We start from the raw sequence: 18,081 nt of genomic DNA on the forward strand, positions 1-18,081 counted from the left end.
TTGAAAAATATTTTTTTGAAAAATTATTTTTCTTACGGCATTTTTTTAGCAATCATTTTGCGATTGTGTTTTTGCTTTTTCGAACCTTCTCTTTTTAGCAATTTTACGCGTTTTGTGTGGGACGGAAAATTATTTTCGCACGGCATTAATCCATTTATTTATTTGCCGAGCTTTCTCATAAACACTGGAAATTCTGTTACTGCCGGCGTAGATTATGATTTTTTTTCTTTGCTTAATTCGCCCAATAATTACACGTCTTACGGACCTTTTTTACAATATTTTTTTACTTTCGCAGAAAAAATATTTGGCACGAACACGTTTGAAAAAATAATTTTTTGGCGCTTGTTAATTGCCACCGCAGAAATCGGCAGCGTGTTTTTTATGTTGAAAATATTGCACTTTTTCCAACTCTCCGAGAAAAATATTTTCTGGTATTTACTCAACCCTCTCGTTATTTTTGAGTTGTACTCAAATGTACAGTTAGAAATAATTCCTATTTTTTTTTTAATAGTTTCGATGTGGCTTTTCCTTTGTCAAAAAAATATTTTCTCAGCATTGTCTTTGGCTTTAGCTGCGGCTTGTAATCTACTTTTCTTACTGCCATTACTCTTTTTATTGCCGCGTCTAAATATTCAAAAAATAATTATTTATTTGACACTCTTTTTTGCACTCTTAGCAATTTTATTTTTTCCTTTTTTAGCAGATGGAAAATTAATTCATTTACTCCGGTTCAATGCAACAGGGTTTTTCGCTATTGGAGAATTTAACAGCGCGAGTTACAAAATAGTTTATTGGTTACAGGGCTTGCTAACAAACAGTATTACATCTTTTCAAACAGGATTAATTTTATTCGAAATGGGCGCTTTGTCTTTGCTTTTTTTCACCTTCAATCAACAAGAAAAAAAGGATGTTTCGGTTTTGAAAAATATTTTTTTCGGCTTTCTTATTTGCCTTATTTTTTCCGCAGCTATTCGTCCTGCCGATTTTATTTTACTGTTGGCATTGAGCGTTTTTATTCCGTATCGTTTTGTTTTTGTATGGTCACTTTTTGCGTTATTATCCTATCTTTCGTACAACTATTTTCCGGTGCACGACAATCTTATTTTGCTGATTACCGAATACCTCAGCGTAAGTGGAATCCTTTTTTATGAGTGGAAAAAAGAGCGTCAAAAAAATATTTTTTCAAGCCAAGTACCCAGCACTTTTTCAAACAAAAAATAATTTTCAGAGGACGTAAAACCTTTTGTTTTATAAGCTTCGAGAATCGCATTTTGTAAATTAAATTTATTTTGTTCGACCGAAAAAATAATTTTTTGAGCGGATAAATAATTCGCCAAATATTCTTGCTCCGTTTGTCCAGGCGTTGGAATTAAAACAGCTTTTTTCTCAAGTCGTGCTAAATCCATAATTGTAGAATATCCCGAACGACTGATAATTATTTCGGAAGCCGAAATATAGCTTTGCATTTCTTCAGAATTCAAATGTGAAAAGATTTTTACATTTTCTGAAAGATTTATTTTCTCAGTGCTTTCAGGGATTCCGCGAACAACAATTGCTTTTAGAGAAGTATTTTTTAATTGTTCAAAAATTAGTTGCTCGAAAGTTGTTCTTTGCGGTTCCGGACCAGAAATAATTACCATTACATCGTACTGAAAAATTATTTTTTCAGAAGGCTTTTTTTCAAATCGTGAAAGCGGTCCGATAAAATAAATATTCGGAAGTAAATCAATTCCGTGCGACAAATTTCCTGATAAATTATTTTTTTCTGCCACATCCGGAATCCAACATTCATCGTATTTTTGGAGGTATGAAAAAATAATTTTTCGAAGTGCTTTTTTTCCGAAAGGAGTTTGAATAGTTAATTGATGTGTGATAAAAACGCTTGGAATTTTTTTCGTCCACAAACCGTAACGATTATCTGAAATAACAGCGTCAATGCGGTTTTTAAAAATTATTTTTTCGAGTTGTGCGTGTTCTGATTTTATTTTTCTGATTATTTTAGGAATCTGCGAAAGCATTTTCAAAACCATAAAATCTTTGTCAGGATACGTAATTTCATAACCTGAAAAACGAATAAATTCTAAATCGGGAAATTCTTTTTTCAATAATTCCAGCGGAGCTTTATCGGCAGCAATAATTACTCCCATGTTTTTTTGTTGCAAAAAACGAATAATCGGAATGCAACGCGTTGCGTGTCCAAGTCCCCAATCGAGCGGACAAACAAGAATTCGTTTTTTAGAAATTGGCTGCAAGAAAAATAATTTTTCAAACGAAAGTAGCGGTAAATTTTTATTTCTTCGTTCTTTTTTCTTGAAAAAAAAGAACCAAAAATTCAAGGCTGTTTATTCTTTTCCAAGATTTCCACATAAATGTTTTTCCACGCAGCCAAACTCATCCGCAAAAAGCGGATTCAAACAAGGCTGCTTACAAAAGCCCTGGCTAAAAACATTTACTTGAAAGCTAAATGAAAACAATAAAATGCCCCTTTTCAATTCTAAATTCTTAATTTCTAATTCTCCATTTTTTTACGGCATCGGATTGCGAATAAAATTTTAGTAAAATGAAAGTGTGATGAGATTGGGAAGTTCCGAACATGTGAGGAAATCGCCCAACGAATAGCTTTCAGGAAGCTAAAATGAAATGAGGAATCCAAGCCTTGAATTTTTCTTTGCTTCTTTCATTTGTTTTATGACAAAAGAAAGAAGAAGTAAAAAAATCATTTTTGTTTTTCTAACTTTGTTTATTGATTTTTTTTGCCATCAAAACAAGATTATCTAAAAAATAAAATTTGAAAAAAATATTTTTCTGCTCTATTCCATTTATTTTTTACTTGTGTTTTGGCATAAGTTTAATGAATTGTACTACCTCAAAAATAAACACCTATGATAACCTGCGAACTCAAAAAATAGAATACCGAGACAGTTTGTGTATCATGTACACTATAAAGCTGTGGGTTGATAGTAATAGTCCAGGATTTGGTAGCTATTCAGAAATGTACGAAATTTCAAATTCGCAAGTTAAGTACTATTTTGGCGGCACATTTTACAGCCCTGACAAGAAAAAAATAATTGTTTGGATAATTGATAAAGAACCCAACATAGCTACAAAAGTTATTTATGATAAGAAAAATCCTGCTGCCGATGTAAATAAACTTTGTGGTGCTTCTGGCGACACTGTTTATGGAGGGACGGCAATAATAGGATTCAGGAATGATAGTAATGAGATATGGAATTTGTATCCTCTTTGTAATTATACGGTATCTTGTTATTCTTCAAAAGCGGAAGTGATTAACCTTATGGGGCAATATTATTTTGGAAGTATGAAATATAGTTGTCCAGCTGACGTTTATTCAAAAAATTTAGATACAACAAAATATGGAGGAGAAGTTAGATGGGATTTGGAGAGACGATCAAAAAAATATGGATTAGACTACGTTTCTGGTGCTCGAGAAGGTGGTTATGTGCTGGAAAATTTAGGATATAATTTGCAGGAGAAAGATTTTTGGGACCAGAGTTTGCTTTGGGAAAAAGGCGCAACAGTTAAAGGATATTATCTTTTTCAATTAGCAGGAAATGGAGAACCCGATGAAACAAATCCTGCTATAAAAATGCCTAAAATAAATTATCCAAATAGTATTTTAAAATTATTTTCAGATTTAACAGATTCAAAAAACTAAAAAATAAAATTATGAAAATAGCACTTATCACAGGCGCAACAGCAGGAATAGGAAAAGCAACTGCCGAATTATTCGCGAAAAACGGATACAATATAATTATTACTGGTCGCAGAAAAGACTATTTGCACGGAATAGAAAACGAATTAAAATCGCTTTACAAAGTGCAAGCAATTTCACTTTGTTTTGATGTGCGAAAATTAAGTGAAGTGGAAAATGCGATTCAAAATCTTCCGCCTGAATGGAAAAATATTTCTGTGCTTGTTAATAATGCTGGTTTAGCAGCCGGTCTCAGTTCCATTCAGGAAGGTTCTATTGATGATTGGGAGCGAATGATTGACACCAATGTGAAAGGATTGCTTTATGTAACGCGGCAAGTAGCGCCTTTGATGATAAAAAATGGAGCGGGACATATTATCAATATTGCTTCTATCGCGGGCAAAGAAGTGTATGCGAATGGAAATGTGTATTGTGCCAGCAAACACGCGGTGGACGCGCTTTCGAAAGCGATGCGAATTGATATGTTGAACCAAGGAATTAAAGTAACGAACATCGCGCCTGGTTTAGTAGAAACAGAATTTTCTATGGTCCGATTTGACGGAGATAAAGAGCGCGCAAAAAATGTGTACAAAGGTTTTCATCCGCTAACTGCGGAAGATATTGCCGAAACAATTTTCTGGACAGCTACTCGTCCGGCACACGTAAATATTAACGATATTGTTATTACGCCTACTGCACAAGCCAATTCAACAAACGTGTTGCGGAAAAATTAGCAAAAAGAAAGGCTTTCAGAATATATTCTGAAAGCCTTTCCCCAAAAATAAAATTTTAACTTAAAAATTAAACGGAACAATCACTTTTATGCTGACGTTTGTTCCCATATTAAAAACACCCACTCTGTTGGTGGTATTGTTTACTGGATAATATTTGAAACGACTCATGTAATCCATGTAAACGGTGTTAAAAATATTATTAACACTCAGATATAAGCGACAAATCGAATGTCCTTGGTGCTGAATATTGCCTCCGAATCCTGCATTAAATAATACATATCCCGCTGTAGCGGCTTTGCTGGCGGCATATACCAATGGGCTATTGGCAGTGTTTAGTCCGTTGTAAATGGCGTATTGCTGATAAATACTATTTTGTTGGAAGCAATCTTGCATTCCAATTTTCAGATACGCATCTTTTATTTTAGAACTAATTTTTTTGATGTGGAATCGAAGTTCCGAAGTGATGCGTGTAGGAGGCACAAATGGCAATACTTTGATGGAATCCGGAGCGTTTGTTAAACCTCCGCTTACCATACTCAAAGTAGTGTTTAAATCCAACCACGACATAGCGGATGGATGGATGTCTAAACTAACTTCTCCACCATACAAATTGGCACTCCCTTGTGTGTATTTATACACTGGAGCAGCGCCCAATCCGGCTGCATTTAGCGAATTATTAATAGAATCGCCTGTCCCAGCAATTTTGCTTTGCAATCCTTGTGCATAGATAAAACTGCTAATGCTATTATTGAATACGTCCGCTTCGAAACCGATGTCTTTTGAGTTGATTCCAAAAGTAAAATCTTCTTCCAAACTTGTTTCTGGTTTCAAATTTGGGTCTCCCAATTCATACACTACCGTGCCATCGTGTACTCCATTCGCACCACATTCTGCCACATTTGGTGCTCTGTACCCTTGTGCAATATTGCCTTTCAAAAAAATATTTTTTGAAACGTTGTAAACTGCACCAAAACTTCCGGATATTCCGCTAAAGTTGGAAGTAAATCCTTGAAATTCGTGAATTCCACCTGGAGTGTTTTCAGGAACAGGGTTTTGTGTTGAATCTACCCAATGATCTATTCCATTAAATGTCCTCGTATCGTAACGTAATCCACCACTAAGAACGAATTTTCCGATTTGTTCATTCGCAATAGCGAAAGCACCTATTTGAAATAAATTATAATTTGGAATCAACATCAAAGTACCTAAACTTTGGGATTGTTGATACGCGCCGTTCACACCTCCCGAAATATTAAAGTCTCCCATTTGTGGAGAAATATAACGCAGATCATACGTTGCTGCGTTGGAATTATAATAAATATCTGGAGTATTCGGCATGGTTGGGTCATTTGTTTCTTGGCGTTGGTTGTGTTGCCACGAAAAAATTCCGGCAATACGTCCGCTGCCTACGGCAACACTATTGTCCCAAACTACTTTGCTGTGGCGAATTCGTTGGTTAATGACAAAAGGAGTATAAGAAGTTTGTTCCTGATGAGTAGGAAGTTCGTACGAAGGCGCTCCTCCGTTCAAATCAGGATACGCCAATGCTCTTTCCATTTGACCGCTTGCAGAATCCCTTGTTCCATCTACAATTCCAGTAGCCATATCAAAATAGCTGGCGTGAATTTGGGAATATCCCCATTTACGATGAAGTCCGATAGTTCCATCTGCATTAAAATTACTGAATTGAGAATTTAATACATAACCATCTGCAGCATTTTGGTAAGCATGCGCCATAATATTATCTACGCGCCCGCTCCAGGAAATCCCGTTGCTTGTGCCTGCCAAATGCACCATATTGTTAATGAGTCCGTTGTTGGTTTGGTAATTAAACAACACATCGCCTTCTTTCTGTCCTTCCGGCAGAGCTTGTTCTGGAATCAAATTTACAACTCCAGAAATGGCATCGGAGCCGTACGCCAAGGAAGCGGGACCTTTTAAAATTTCTACACGGTTTACTGCATCCGGATCTGCTTCAATCCCAAACTCATCAAACCATGCCTGATCCATTTGTTCCACACCGTCATTAACCGTCAATACTCTGTTATACCCTAAACCTCTGATAACAGGCTTTGAAATACTTTGTCCGTCCGTCATGGCAGATACTCCAGGTACTTTCGAAATAGCATCTATCACATTCGTAGAGGCATTTTCATTGAGGTATTCGTTGGTTACTTCCGTAGTTGGTTGTGGTGTTTTCGAAGAAGTGCTTGCTGCCGAATTGCCTGTAACAACTACTTCTGTTTCTTCCACATACGATTGCAGAAGTGAAATATTCCGCGTAGTAGTTCCTTCAATTTTGATGGAAAACGCTTCGGTTCCGTATCCAATTAAATGTGTTTCCACGATGTAGGTTCCTTTCGGGATGTCTTTTAAGAAGTATTCTCCTGTTGCTCCTGAAGAAGCGCCAATATGTAAATCAGGAATGTAAATAGTTGCACCTGGCAAAGTTATCCCGCTGATGCTATCTTTCACCGTTCCGGTAAGTGTATTTTGTGCCGTTGTTGCATTGATAAATGAAACAGACAGCAAAAACATGAATATTTTTTTCATATAAATTTATTTTTTTAAATAACATACTCGTTTGCTGATTTTTCCAATCGTGCAAACAAAAATTTAGTAAAAAGGTATTTGCCAAATGGGCGAATTTCTTTTTTAAATAAAACTAAACCAATATGTATTTAGGCGGAGGAACGGGGACTTTCCCGTGAGGAGAATTATATTCTGCTTGAAAAAATATTTTTTCGAAGCCTATTTTTCCAGGAAAAAAAGTGTTCAAAATCCGCGAATGCGTACAATATAATTTATTGAAAAAGCTATTCAGAAAATTATTTTTTTGAGTGTTATTCGTGTCGTTCGAATGAACGAAATTATTAATTTGGTTTGTCAATGCAGTCGATAAGGAACTGTCGTTTTCATCCTCATAACAATAAAAAACAGTTTCATTTTTTGTTTTATGTTGGCGCACGATGTCGTACATTTTTCCTTTGTAGCGAAATTCATCGGAATTTTTTTTCTGAAAAACGGAAGTGTTTTCCATTTCTTCGTTTGAAATACGAAGCGTTTTGAATTTCGAAAAATTATTTTTTTGAACGAGCGAAAAAAATGTTTTTTGATTTTGTTTATGCAGCACCACGTAGGCTACATAAAATCCGCCAACGTTAAACAAAAACAAGACAAGTAAAAAAAAACTCAGTGTTTTTTTCAAAGATTTCGAATTAAATATATTACAAATATATTATTTTTTTAAATCTGGGATTTGAAGAAAGAAAAAACAGAAATAGAAGAGCGAAGAACGAAGGATTGCGTGAGAGGAGGGATTAGGCGTAGCTCCTATTTTGCCAATTCGCTAAATTCAGCTACTTTTGGAGAAATTAAATTAAAAAAATGGATTACAATACCTCTCTCCCAAAAATGATTATTCCTGAATACGGCAGAAACATTCAGCGAATGATTGATCAAACCGTTGCCATTGAAGACCGCGAACAGCGCAATAAAAATGCGAAAGCGATTATTGCTGTAATGGGACAAATAAATCCACATTTGCGTGATGTAGCTGATTTTAAACACAAATTGTGGGATCATTTATTTATTATTTCTGATTTTAAATTGGATGTGGATTCTCCTTTTCCGAAACCAACGCGCGAAACTTTTATTTCTAAACCCGAAAAAGTGGCGTATCCTGCTGGAAATATGCGCTATAAACATTACGGAAAAAATATTGAACGCATAATAGCGAAAGGAAAAGAATTTGAAGAAGGTCCTGAAAAGGAATATTTCACGCAGTTGATAGCCAACATTCTCAAAAAATCATATTTGACTTGGAACATTGACAGCGTAAGCGATTCCGCAATTGTCAATCATTTAAAAGAACTTTCTGGCGGAAAATTAGATTTGAAGGACACTTCTAAAATGATTAAAACAGAAGAGGTACTTGCGAAAAATGCCGCTGCTGCCGCTGCTTCCGGAATAAAAAAGAAAACACGCATGAAGAGCAATAATGGAAAACAATATTCCAATTTTCAAAATAATAATAATCAGAATAACAACAATAATCAGAACAATCGGAACAACAATAATAATAACAGACGTAAATTTTAAAAATAATTTTGCGAAAAAATTTTTTCGATGGGCAGTTTTGAAATACATGGAGGAAAAAAATTAAAAGGAGAATTAGTTCCACAAGGCGCTAAAAATGAGGCATTGCAAGTTATTTGCGCTGTTTTACTGACGCCCGAAAAAGTAACCATCAGCAATATTCCAAATATTGTAGATGTCAATAAACTGATTGATTTATTGCGCGATTTGGGCGTAAAAGTGGAAAATACCGCGCACGAAACATTTACGTTTCAGGCAGATAATGTAAACATCGAATACCTCAATTCAGCCGAATTTAAGAAGAAAGGCGCGGCACTCAGAGGTTCTATTATGATTGTTGGTCCATTGCTTTCTCGTTTTGGAAGAGGCTATATCCCGCGCCCAGGTGGAGATAAAATCGGTCGTAGAAGATTGGATACTCATTTTATTGGTTTCGAAAAATTAGGTGCAAAATTTATTTACGATGCAAAAGATGAATTTTATAAAGTAGAAGCTTCCAACTTAAAAGGCTGTTATATGTTGCTGGACGAGGCTTCTGTAACAGGAACTGCAAATATTATTATGGCAGCCGTAATGGCGAAAGGCATCACCACCATTTACAATGCAGCTTGCGAACCGTACATTCAGCAATTGTGTAAAATGCTCAACAGCATGGGCGCAAAAATTTCAGGCGTTGGCTCTAATTTATTAACGATTGAAGGCGTAGAATATCTGAAAGGTTGCACACATCGCTTATTGCCAGATATGATTGAAATAGGCAGCTTTATTGGGCTTGCCGCGATGACGAAATCGGAAATTACAATTAAAAATGTGGCGTACGAAGCACTCGGTGTAATTCCAGATGTTTTTCAACGACTCGGCATAAAAATGGAACGCAGAGGCGATGATATTTTTATTCCTTCGCAAGAAAATTACGAGATTGATACGTTTATTGACGGCTCTATTTTAACCATTGCAGACGCCATTTGGCCTGGATTAACACCCGATTTATTAAGCATCGTTTTAGTAGTTGCCACACAAGCAAAAGGCACCGTTCTCATTCATCAAAAAATGTTTGAAAGCCGTTTGTTTTTTGTAGATAAATTAATTGATATGGGCGCACAAATTATTCTTTGCGACCCACACAGAGCAACGGTTATCGGATTAAATCGCCAGAATTCATTAAAAGGAATTTCCATGACATCACCGGATATCAGAGCCGGCGTGGCTTTGCTGATTGCCGCTTTATCTGCCGAAGGCAAAAGTACCATTCACAACATCGAACAAATTGATCGTGGGTATCAAAATATTGATGTGCGCTTAAACGCATTGGGCGCAGATATCAAAAGAAATCCTTAATTTTCTTACTCGTTTTTTAAGCCTTCGAAAAAATAATTTTTCAAACTCCTTTTTTTTGATAAAATTTGACCTCTTCTTTACCAAAAAAAGCGTAATTTTACAGACACAAAAAATAAAAATCATGAAAAAAGTAAATCTTATATTGATATTGGCTGCGTCAGCAATGCTGACTTTCGGCTTTATATACAGCAAAACATCCGAAGGGCAAACGGGTACAACAGTGGGCACAAACATTGGGAACAAAGCACCTGAATTAAAATTTAAAGATCCTTCCGGAAAAGAAATTGCTTTGTCATCTTATCATGGAAACATTGTATTGGTTGATTTTTGGGCATCTTGGTGTCGTCCTTGCCGCATGGAAAATCCGAATGTGGTGGCAGCTTTCAACAAATACAAAACTGCAAAATTTAAAAATGCAAAAGGTTTTGTGATTTACAGTGTTTCTTTAGATCAACAACACGATGCTTGGGTAAATGCAATTAAACAAGACAATCTTTCTTGGCCCACGCAAGTGAGCGACTTAGGCGGATGGCAATCTAAACCTGCTGCGCTTTATGGCGTTCAGTCTATTCCGACTAATTTTTTATTGGATGACAAAGGCGTTATTATTGATGAAAATTTAAGAGGCGAAGCCTTGGATATGGCGCTGGATAAGCTTTTGAAAAAATAATTTTTCAACCGTCAAAAAAATAATTTTTTGAAGCAGAGATTTTTCTCTGCTTTTTTAATTGGGATAAAACCTGACAATTTGACGCATTCGCCTTGATGGCAAAGAATTTGAGAATAATAATCGCAAATGAAAATCAAAAATTTCTATAAAAAAATGACCGAAAAAAACAAAGAAATCATAAACGAGGAAGTGCAGGAAAATAATTCCGAAGAAACACAAAACGAAAAAGACAATTCGGAACAGCCTGCTATCAGCGAAACTGAAGCTTTACAAGCAAAATACGACGAATTAAATGATAAGTATTTGCGCTTGTTTGCGGAATATGAAAATTACCGAAAACGCACTGCCAAAGAGCGCATCGAGCTGATAAAAATTGCCGGAGAAGATGTTTTTAAAAGTTTCTTGTCTGTAATGGACGACTTGGAACGCGCCATGAAACTCAGCAAAGACGCCAAAGACATCAAAGCCGTAAACGAAGGAATTGAATTAATTTATTCAAAATTAAAAAGTAATTTGAAGCAAAAGGGCTTGGAAACTATTGATTCTTTAGGAAAAGAATTTAATACCGATTTGCACGAAGCCATCACCAATATTCCCGCGGAAACAGAAGATATGAAAGGGAAAGTAGTGGATGAATTAGAAAAAGGGTATTTACTTCACGGAAAAGTTATTCGTTTTGCAAAAGTGGTTATCGGCGCATAAATCATAAATTTCATATCCAATTAAAATGTCAAAAAGAGATTATTACGAAATATTAGGAATTCAGAAAAATGCGAGTGCGGAGGAAATAAAAAAAGCCTATCGGAAAATGGCAATTAAATACCATCCCGATAAAAACCCTGACGACAAAGAATCCGAAGAAAAATTTAAAGAAGCAGCGGAAGCTTATGAAATATTGAGCGACGCTAACAAGCGTAGCCGATACGACCAATTCGGACATGCTGGAATGGGTAGTAATGGCGGCGGTGGACAAGGTTTCGGCGGAATGAATATGGACGATATTTTCAGTCAGTTTGGAGATATTTTCGGCGGACATTTTTCAGGTTTTGGTGGCGGTGGTGGCGGCGGAAGACGTGAAAGACGCGTAAACAGAGGTTCTAACCTGCGCGTAAAAGTGAAAGTAACCTTGGAAGAAGTCGCAAAAGGCGTTGAGAAAAAAATAAAAGTAACGAAATATGTTCCTTGCGAACCTTGTCATGGTTCTGGCGCTCAGAACGGTTCTTCGTTCAACAAATGTGCTACTTGTCATGGTTCCGGACAAGTTACACGTATCGCAAATACGATTCTCGGACAAATGCAAACTACTGGCACTTGTCCTGCTTGCGGCGGCGAAGGACAAACGATTACAGACAAATGTAAAAGCTGTCATGGCGATGGAATTGTACGTGGAGAAGAAGTCATCACGATTAAATTACCAGCAGGTGTAGAAAATGAAATGCAACTTTCCATGGGCGGAAAAGGCAATGCAGGCGCAAGAAGTGGAGTTCCGGGTGATTTAATTATTGCCATTGCGGAAATAGAACACGAAAATTTGACAAGAGATGGACATAATTTATATTACGATCATTTTGCAAGTATTACTGATGTTGCTTTGGGCGCATCTGCAGAAGTGCCAACGGTAGAAGGAAAAGCAAAAATAAAAATTCCGGCAGGCACACAAAGCGGAAAAGTATTACGCCTAAAATCACAAGGTTTGCCCGATATCAACGGTTATGGAAAAGGAGATTTATTTGTTACCATCAATGTTTGGACACCTCAAGCACTTAGTCACGAAGAGAAAAAAATAGTGGAAAATCTGCAAAATTCTCCTAATTTTAAGCCCAATCCAACTTCGAAGGATAAAAATTTTTTCCACCGAATGAAGGAATATTTTGAATAAAAATAATTTATAAGCCGCAAAAAATGGATTTGTTTCAAGCCTCCGAAATCGTAAAGAAATACAACAATTATACAGCACTCGATAAAGTAAGTATCAACGTTCCTCAACAAAGTATTTTCGGTTTATTAGGACCAAACGGCGCCGGAAAAACTTCTCTCATTCGTATCATCAATCAAATTACAGGACCCGATAGCGGAGAACTTTTTTTTGAAGGGGAGAAACTTTCACAGAAACACATCGGAAACATTGGTTATTTACCAGAAGAAAGAGGATTGTATAAAAAAATGAAAGTTGGAGAGCAAGCCATTTATCTCGCCCAATTAAAAGGAATGAGTAAAAATGATGCACTCAAAAAATTAAAAGAGTGGTTCGTTAAATTTGAAATTCAAGCATGGTGGGATAAAAAAATAGAAGACCTTTCAAAAGGAATGCAGCAAAAAGTACAATTCATTGTTACTGTTTTGCACGAACCAAAATTACTGATACTCGATGAGCCTTTCAGCGGTTTTGATCCTATTAATGCGAACTTGGTAAAAAATGAAATTCTGCGTTTGCGCGAAAATGGATCTACAATTATTCTTTCCACACACAACATGAGTTCGGTGGAAGAATTGTGTGATCACATTGCACTCATCAATAAATCAAAAAAAATATTGGATGGAAAAGTGAATGAAATCCGCCAAAATTACAAGCAAAATATTTTTGAAATTGAATTTACTGGCAATATGATTGGCTTTACCAACGCGTTGTGGGGAGGTTTTGAACTTGTCGACAAACAAGAAAAAGAAGGTATTTCGAAAGCAAAAGTAAAATTGATTGGAAAAAGCACATCGAATGATTTATTGCAAGCCGTGTTGCCAAGTGCTAAGATACTGGGCTTCCGCGAAATTATCCCCAGCATGAGCGATGTTTTTATTGCCAATGTAAGTGCTAAAGCAGACGTTTCACAAGCAACAGGACTAACCGAATAATTTTTCTGAGATGAATAAAATACTTCTTATCATACAACGCGAATACCTCACACGAGTTAAGAAAAAGTCGTTTATTATTATGACTTTGTTAGGACCCATTTTAACGGCGGGTGTTTTTATTGTGCCGGTTTTATTGGCTTCTCAAAAGCAAGAAAAACAAAAGATAGAAGTGATTGATGACAGTTTTTTGTTTGTCGATAACATTCAAGGAAATGACAATATCAATTTTGACTATCCGCCTGTTTCTATCGAACAAGCACGCCAAGGTTTTTACAATACCAATTACGCAGCCATTTTATACATCCCGAAAGATGTGATAGACGGGCACGTTCCGGTGAGTTTATTTTATAAAAAAGAACCTGGTACAGGAACGGAAGATTATATTAAAAGCAGTATCGACAAAACTATTTTCAGTTTAAAATTGAGAAAAAATAATATCAATCAAGACGAAATTGAAAATGCAAAAACATCTGTTGATTTGCTCACTATACAACAATCCGAATCAGGCAAAGCGGTTAAAACAAATACCGGTTTGTTTATGGGAATTGGTTATGCGGCGGGAATGCTTATTTATTTTTTTATTTTTCTTTACGGAGTTCAAGTAATGTCGGGCGTTGTAGAAGAAAAAACAAGTCGCATTATCGAAGTAATTATTTCTTCTGTAAAACCTTTTCAACTGATGATGGGAAAAATTATCGGCGTGGCATTGGTAGGATTAACACAGTTTATTCTATGGGTAGTCTTGAGTTTTGGAATTTATTCTTACGCACAATCAACCGTTCTCAGTAAAATAAATCAAGATTATCAAACGGAAACCCAACAACAACAACAAGTATTTAAAAAAGGGTCTGATTTGAAAACCATTGCTGCCAACAAAACACATTTACCAAATCAATTGAATAGCATTTTGGACGGACTCGATTCCATCAATATTACGGATATTGTATTGTGCTTTTTATTTTATTTCCTTGGCGGATATTTATTGTACAGTGCCTTGTTTGCTGCTGTTGGTGCAGCTATTGATAGCGAAGCAGACAAACAGCAATTCATGATGCCGATTACATTGCCACTTATTTTTTCCATTGTGATGGCGTCTACCGTCGTGCAAAATCCAAATAGTTCCATCTCTTTTTGGCTCTCCATGATTCCGTTTACCTCGCCGATAATTATGATGGTTCGTTTGCCTTTTGGAGTCCCAATGTGGCAAGTAGGGCTTTCCATGACATGTTTAGTTGCCGGATTTATTTTTACAACTTGGCTTGCTGGAAGAATTTACCGCATCGGAATTTTGATGTATGGAAAAAAAATTACCTACGGAGAACTCTGGAAATGGCTTTTCTACAAAGGTTAATTTTTTGAGTAATCTTTTTTTCATCTGTCAAAAAAATAATTTTTCATGCGCATTGCCATCATCGATTTAGGCACCAATACGTTTAATTTGCTCATCGCGGAAATTTTTCCCGATGGACACAAAAGAATATTCAATACTAAAGTTTCTGTCAAATTAGGCGAAGGTGCCATTAATAAAGGCTTTATCGCAGCCGTTCCTTTTCAGCGCGGCATTATTGCTTTAATCGAATACAAAAAAATAATTTTAGAACATCGCGTTGAAAAAATAATTTCCATCGCTACTTCTGCCATCCGAAGCGCTTCTAACGGAAAAGAATTTATTCAAGAAGCAAAAAAAAATGCAGGCATTGATATTGAAATGATTTCTGGCGATCGCGAAGCAGAATTAATTTATTACGGCACACGCAAAGCCTTGAACATTGGCAATAGCAACGCTTTGATTATGGACATTGGCGGAGGTAGTACCGAATTTATCATCGCCAACAACGAAAAAATAGTTTGGAAAAAAAGTTTTTTGCTCGGTGCTGCACGCTTGCTCGAAAAATTTTCTCCATCAGAACCTATTTCTAAAAAAGAAATTTTAGAACTCGAAAATTATTTAAGAGCGGAACTTTTTGATTTGGAAATGGCTCTGAAAAAATTCCCTGTGGCTGAATTAATAGGTTCTTCGGGCGTGTTCGATACCTTTGCTGAAATGTGTGTTCTTCAATTTCATCCAAAAATTTTATTGCACGAACATACCGAATATATTTTTGATTTGAATGAGTTTGAGAAAATCCATCAACAAATTATTCGTTCTACAAAAGAAGAGCGTCATTGCACTCCGGGGCTCATTGAAATGCGTGTGGATATGGTCGTCATCTCCAGCATTTTTGTAAATTTAATTTTGAAAAATTTCTTTTTGAAAAAAATGCGACTCTCCGCCTACGCTTTAAAAGAAGGCGTTTTATGGGAAATTCTTCATACAAAAACACTTTAAAAAAATATTTTTTCGATGGCAAAAATTTTAATTATTGACGATGAAAAAAGTATTCGCAAAGCATTGCGAGATATTTTAGAATACGAGAAATACAAAGTAGACGATGCCGCTGATGGCGCGGAAGGACTTGTCTTTTTTGAGAAAGAAAAATACGATGTTATCTTGTGCGACATTAAAATGCCGAAAATGGATGGCATGGAAGTACTTCAAAAAATAACAGCTCTTAATAACGATGTTCCAGTGGTGATGATTTCTGGACACGGAAATATTGAAACTGCAGTGGAAGCCGTAAAAAAAGGAGCATTTGATTTTATCGAAAAACCGCTTGATCTCAATCGTTTGTTAGTAACTATCCGCAATGCGCTGGACAAATCTACACTCGTAACGGAAACAAAAGTATTGAAGAAAAAAATTTCTAAAACTTTTGATATGATTGGCGAATCGAAAGGTATTTCGCAAATAAAGGAAATGATTGAACGTGTAGCTCCGACCGATGCGCGCGTATTAATAACAGGAGGAAACGGGACGGGAAAAGAATTGGTGGCGCGTTGGTTGCACGAAAAAAGCACTCGCGCTGCTGCACCTTTAATAGAAGTAAATTGTGCCGCTATTCCAAGCGAATTGATTGAAAGCGAATTATTCGGACACGAAAAAGGTGCCTTTACTTCTGCCATTAATCAACGAAAAGGAAAATTTGAACAAGCGGAAGGCGGAACACTTTTCTTAGATGAAATTGGCGATATGAGTCTTTCTGCACAAGCAAAAGTATTGCGCGCATTGCAAGAAAATAAAATTGCGCGTGTAGGTGGCGACAAAGAAATAAAAGTGAATGTGCGCGTGATTGCCGCTACCAACAAGGATTTGAAAAAAGAAATTGCTAACGGAAATTTTCGTGAAGATTTATACCATCGCCTCAGCGTCATTTTAATTCATGTGCCTTCCTTGAACGATAGAAAGGATGATATTCCTTTGTTGGCAGAACATTTTTTAAAATTAATTTGCGAAGATTATCGGATGCCACAAAAAAATTTCTCGAAAGAAGCCATCAAAGAATTGCAAAAAATAAATTGGACAGGAAATATTCGAGAGTTCAGAAATGTGGTGGAACGCTTAATTATATTGTGCGATAAAACTATTACGGATAAAGACATTTCGTCTTACGCGCGACCTTTAAATGCGAATTAAAAAAGGGCTTTGAAAAATTAATTTTTCAAAACCCTTTTTTATGAAAAAATTTCAAGAGCGTTTTTTACAAATACATTTCTTTTAAAAAATTCAAATGATGAATTTCGTGTGCCGGAATAAAATACATCATGGCAAGTGTCGTAACTTCATTTCCACTTGCAAGTCCCTTTCGTTGCAGCATTTCATCTGTAAAAGATGAAAATAAAGCGATGTTTGATTTTCGAACAAGTATAAATTCGCTCAATAAATTTTTGATATTTTGAGAACTGAAATTGGCATTGGCAACAAACGCATTGTCATCAAATCCTTCCATATTTTTCTTGTCGTTTCGTGCAATGCGAAGTGCTCGATAAGCCATTATTCTCTCGGTGTCAGTAATGTGTCCGATGACTTCTTTTACTGTCCATTTGTCAGGGGCATAACGGAAATCTTCTTTTTCAACAGGAATTTTTTTTACAAATTCTTCCATCAAAAAAATATTTTTCTCCATCACTTTTAACGGATCTTTTTCCGGAATAAGCTGAACGTATTTTTCAAAATACGGAGGATAATCTCCTGCTTGCAGTTGAATCATTTTCTTATTTTTAAGCTCCGTTTTTACGAACAGTTTGTGGTTTTACTTTCGAAGAACTTGTTTTTACACGACTTGTTTCTTTCGATTTTACTTTCGGAATAACGATTTTTGATTTTTCTTCCAAAGCTGCTTTTACGTCCACGCCTTCTTTATCGCTTTCTTTTTTCTCTTCTTCTTTTTTCAGCCAACCGCTTTTTTGAAGAATATTATACCATTGAATCACTTTGCGAATGTCAGAAATATGCACACGTTCTTGATCATAATTTGGAAGTGCTTCCAAAAAATATTTTTTCAGATCTGCTTCAGCAGCTTTGTGTTCAATGGCTGCACCGAGTTTTTCTTTGTCTGCAATTTTAGTAAATACTTCTTTCAAAGGGATATCATCACCAGTAGAAAAAACACTAATTTCCTCCAAGCCACTGATTTTATAATTTGAATATGCAGGAATCCTTTTTTTATCCACCAACGATTCAACTATGATTCCATTTTTTGATTGAGCCACTACTTTGTAAAGTCCGCTCATTCCACCAATTGAGATTATTCCGCTTAAATCCATTTTTAATTTTTTAGTTTGTACAAATGTAAAAAAAA

17 protein-coding genes are annotated in these 18,081 nt (G+C 36.0%); 12 read left to right on the plus strand and 5 right to left on the minus strand.

The window, feature by feature from the left end; translation table 11 throughout:
- The first annotated feature begins 15 nt into the window (after positions 1 to 15).
- Complete coding sequence (locus ABIZ51_10620; GenBank protein MEO7089234.1) at positions 16 to 1,221, plus strand: hypothetical protein; 1,206 nt, start codon at positions 16 to 18, stop codon at positions 1,219 to 1,221.
- Here ABIZ51_10620 and ABIZ51_10625 read toward each other — a convergent pair.
- Positions 1,167 to 2,252 (minus strand): glycosyltransferase, encoded by a 1,086-nt coding sequence (locus ABIZ51_10625; GenBank protein ID MEO7089235.1) that lies wholly within the window; start codon positions 2,250 to 2,252, stop codon positions 1,167 to 1,169. The genes ABIZ51_10620 and ABIZ51_10625 overlap by 55 nt on opposite strands.
- A gap of 599 nt (positions 2,253 to 2,851) precedes the next feature.
- Here ABIZ51_10625 and ABIZ51_10630 point away from each other — a divergent pair.
- Positions 2,852 to 3,676 carry a hypothetical protein gene (locus ABIZ51_10630; GenBank protein ID MEO7089236.1) on the plus strand — a complete coding sequence of 275 codons (825 nt, stop codon included), beginning with the start codon at positions 2,852 to 2,854 and terminating at the stop codon, positions 3,674 to 3,676.
- An 8-nt stretch (positions 3,677 to 3,684) separates the two neighbouring features.
- Positions 3,685 to 4,446 carry an SDR family oxidoreductase gene (locus ABIZ51_10635; protein MEO7089237.1) on the plus strand — a complete coding sequence of 254 codons (762 nt, stop codon included), beginning with the start codon at positions 3,685 to 3,687 and terminating at the stop codon, positions 4,444 to 4,446.
- A gap of 60 nt (positions 4,447 to 4,506) precedes the next feature.
- Here ABIZ51_10635 and ABIZ51_10640 read toward each other — a convergent pair whose 3' ends face one another.
- Together ABIZ51_10640 and ABIZ51_10645 are read right to left on the minus strand one after the other, a co-directional pair.
- A complete protein-coding gene (locus tag ABIZ51_10640) occupies positions 4,507 to 6,999 on the minus strand; it encodes a TonB-dependent receptor (protein ID MEO7089238.1) in 2,493 nt (830 codons plus the stop codon).
- Positions 7,000 to 7,111: 112 nt separating this feature from the next.
- Complete coding sequence (locus ABIZ51_10645; protein ID MEO7089239.1) at positions 7,112 to 7,654, minus strand: hypothetical protein; 543 nt, start codon at positions 7,652 to 7,654, stop codon at positions 7,112 to 7,114.
- A gap of 179 nt (positions 7,655 to 7,833) precedes the next feature.
- On the opposite strand from ABIZ51_10645, the gene ABIZ51_10650 reads away from it, so the two are divergent.
- The 9 genes from ABIZ51_10650 to ABIZ51_10690 all read left to right on the plus strand — a co-directional run bounded on the left by ABIZ51_10650 (position 7,834) and on the right by ABIZ51_10690 (position 16,916).
- Entirely contained in the window at positions 7,834 to 8,547 is a 714-nt protein-coding gene (locus tag ABIZ51_10650; protein MEO7089240.1) for a DUF4290 domain-containing protein, read from the plus strand.
- Between the two features lie 27 nt (positions 8,548 to 8,574).
- Positions 8,575 to 9,882 (plus strand): UDP-N-acetylglucosamine 1-carboxyvinyltransferase, encoded by a 1,308-nt coding sequence (murA, locus tag ABIZ51_10655; protein ID MEO7089241.1) that lies wholly within the window; start codon positions 8,575 to 8,577, stop codon positions 9,880 to 9,882.
- A 121-nt stretch (positions 9,883 to 10,003) separates the two neighbouring features.
- Complete coding sequence (locus tag ABIZ51_10660) at positions 10,004 to 10,552, plus strand: TlpA disulfide reductase family protein (GenBank protein MEO7089242.1); 549 nt, start codon at positions 10,004 to 10,006, stop codon at positions 10,550 to 10,552.
- A 153-nt stretch (positions 10,553 to 10,705) separates the two neighbouring features.
- Complete coding sequence (locus ABIZ51_10665; protein MEO7089243.1) at positions 10,706 to 11,254, plus strand: nucleotide exchange factor GrpE; 549 nt, start codon at positions 10,706 to 10,708, stop codon at positions 11,252 to 11,254.
- A 25-nt stretch (positions 11,255 to 11,279) separates the two neighbouring features.
- Entirely contained in the window at positions 11,280 to 12,431 is a 1,152-nt protein-coding gene (gene dnaJ / locus ABIZ51_10670; GenBank protein ID MEO7089244.1) for a molecular chaperone DnaJ, read from the plus strand.
- Positions 12,432 to 12,454: 23 nt separating this feature from the next.
- Entirely contained in the window at positions 12,455 to 13,402 is a 948-nt protein-coding gene (locus ABIZ51_10675; protein ID MEO7089245.1) for an ATP-binding cassette domain-containing protein, read from the plus strand.
- A gap of 10 nt (positions 13,403 to 13,412) precedes the next feature.
- Positions 13,413 to 14,753: an ABC transporter permease gene (locus tag ABIZ51_10680; GenBank protein ID MEO7089246.1), complete on the plus strand. Its 1,341-nt coding sequence runs from the start codon at positions 13,413 to 13,415 to the stop codon at positions 14,751 to 14,753.
- A gap of 45 nt (positions 14,754 to 14,798) precedes the next feature.
- On the plus strand, positions 14,799 to 15,731 hold the full coding sequence (locus ABIZ51_10685) for an exopolyphosphatase (GenBank protein MEO7089247.1): 933 nt from the start codon (positions 14,799 to 14,801) through the stop codon (positions 15,729 to 15,731).
- A gap of 15 nt (positions 15,732 to 15,746) precedes the next feature.
- Positions 15,747 to 16,916, plus strand: a complete 1,170-nt coding sequence (locus tag ABIZ51_10690; protein ID MEO7089248.1) for a sigma-54 dependent transcriptional regulator — start codon at positions 15,747 to 15,749, stop codon at positions 16,914 to 16,916.
- 64 nt (positions 16,917 to 16,980) lie between these two features.
- Here ABIZ51_10690 and ABIZ51_10695 read toward each other — a convergent pair whose 3' ends face one another.
- Both ABIZ51_10695 and ABIZ51_10700 read right to left on the minus strand, forming a co-directional pair.
- Complete coding sequence (locus tag ABIZ51_10695) at positions 16,981 to 17,490, minus strand: DinB family protein (GenBank protein MEO7089249.1); 510 nt, start codon at positions 17,488 to 17,490, stop codon at positions 16,981 to 16,983.
- Between the two features lie 10 nt (positions 17,491 to 17,500).
- Positions 17,501 to 18,046 (minus strand): DUF5606 domain-containing protein, encoded by a 546-nt coding sequence (locus ABIZ51_10700; protein ID MEO7089250.1) that lies wholly within the window; start codon positions 18,044 to 18,046, stop codon positions 17,501 to 17,503.
- Between the last annotated feature and the right edge of the window lie 35 nt (positions 18,047 to 18,081).

It is taken from the genome of Bacteroidia bacterium (genome assembly GCA_039924845.1).
Taxonomy (GTDB): domain Bacteria; phylum Bacteroidota; class Bacteroidia; order DATLTG01; family DATLTG01; genus DATLTG01.

Excerpts from the sequence above, each read along its gene's own strand:
- ABIZ51_10695 (MEO7089249.1), bottom strand. The coding sequence starts at position 17,490 with ATGATTCAACTGCAAGCAGGAGATTATCCTCCGTATTTTGAAAAATAC.
- ABIZ51_10700 (MEO7089250.1), bottom strand. The coding sequence starts at position 18,046 with ATGGATTTAAGCGGAATAATCTCAATTGGTGGAATGAGCGGACTTTAC.
- ABIZ51_10650 (MEO7089240.1), top strand. The coding sequence starts at position 7,834 with ATGGATTACAATACCTCTCTCCCAAAAATGATTATTCCTGAATACGGC.
- ABIZ51_10660 (MEO7089242.1), top strand. The coding sequence starts at position 10,004 with ATGAAAAAAGTAAATCTTATATTGATATTGGCTGCGTCAGCAATGCTG.
- dnaJ (MEO7089244.1), top strand. The coding sequence starts at position 11,280 with ATGTCAAAAAGAGATTATTACGAAATATTAGGAATTCAGAAAAATGCG.
- murA (MEO7089241.1), top strand. The coding sequence starts at position 8,575 with ATGGGCAGTTTTGAAATACATGGAGGAAAAAAATTAAAAGGAGAATTA.
- ABIZ51_10675 (MEO7089245.1), top strand. The coding sequence starts at position 12,455 with ATGGATTTGTTTCAAGCCTCCGAAATCGTAAAGAAATACAACAATTAT.
- ABIZ51_10665 (MEO7089243.1), top strand. The coding sequence starts at position 10,706 with ATGACCGAAAAAAACAAAGAAATCATAAACGAGGAAGTGCAGGAAAAT.
- ABIZ51_10690 (MEO7089248.1), top strand. The coding sequence starts at position 15,747 with ATGGCAAAAATTTTAATTATTGACGATGAAAAAAGTATTCGCAAAGCA.
- ABIZ51_10630 (MEO7089236.1), top strand. The coding sequence starts at position 2,852 with ATGAATTGTACTACCTCAAAAATAAACACCTATGATAACCTGCGAACT.
- ABIZ51_10685 (MEO7089247.1), top strand. The coding sequence starts at position 14,799 with ATGCGCATTGCCATCATCGATTTAGGCACCAATACGTTTAATTTGCTC.
- ABIZ51_10640 (MEO7089238.1), bottom strand. The coding sequence starts at position 6,999 with ATGAAAAAAATATTCATGTTTTTGCTGTCTGTTTCATTTATCAATGCA.
- ABIZ51_10680 (MEO7089246.1), top strand. The coding sequence starts at position 13,413 with ATGAATAAAATACTTCTTATCATACAACGCGAATACCTCACACGAGTT.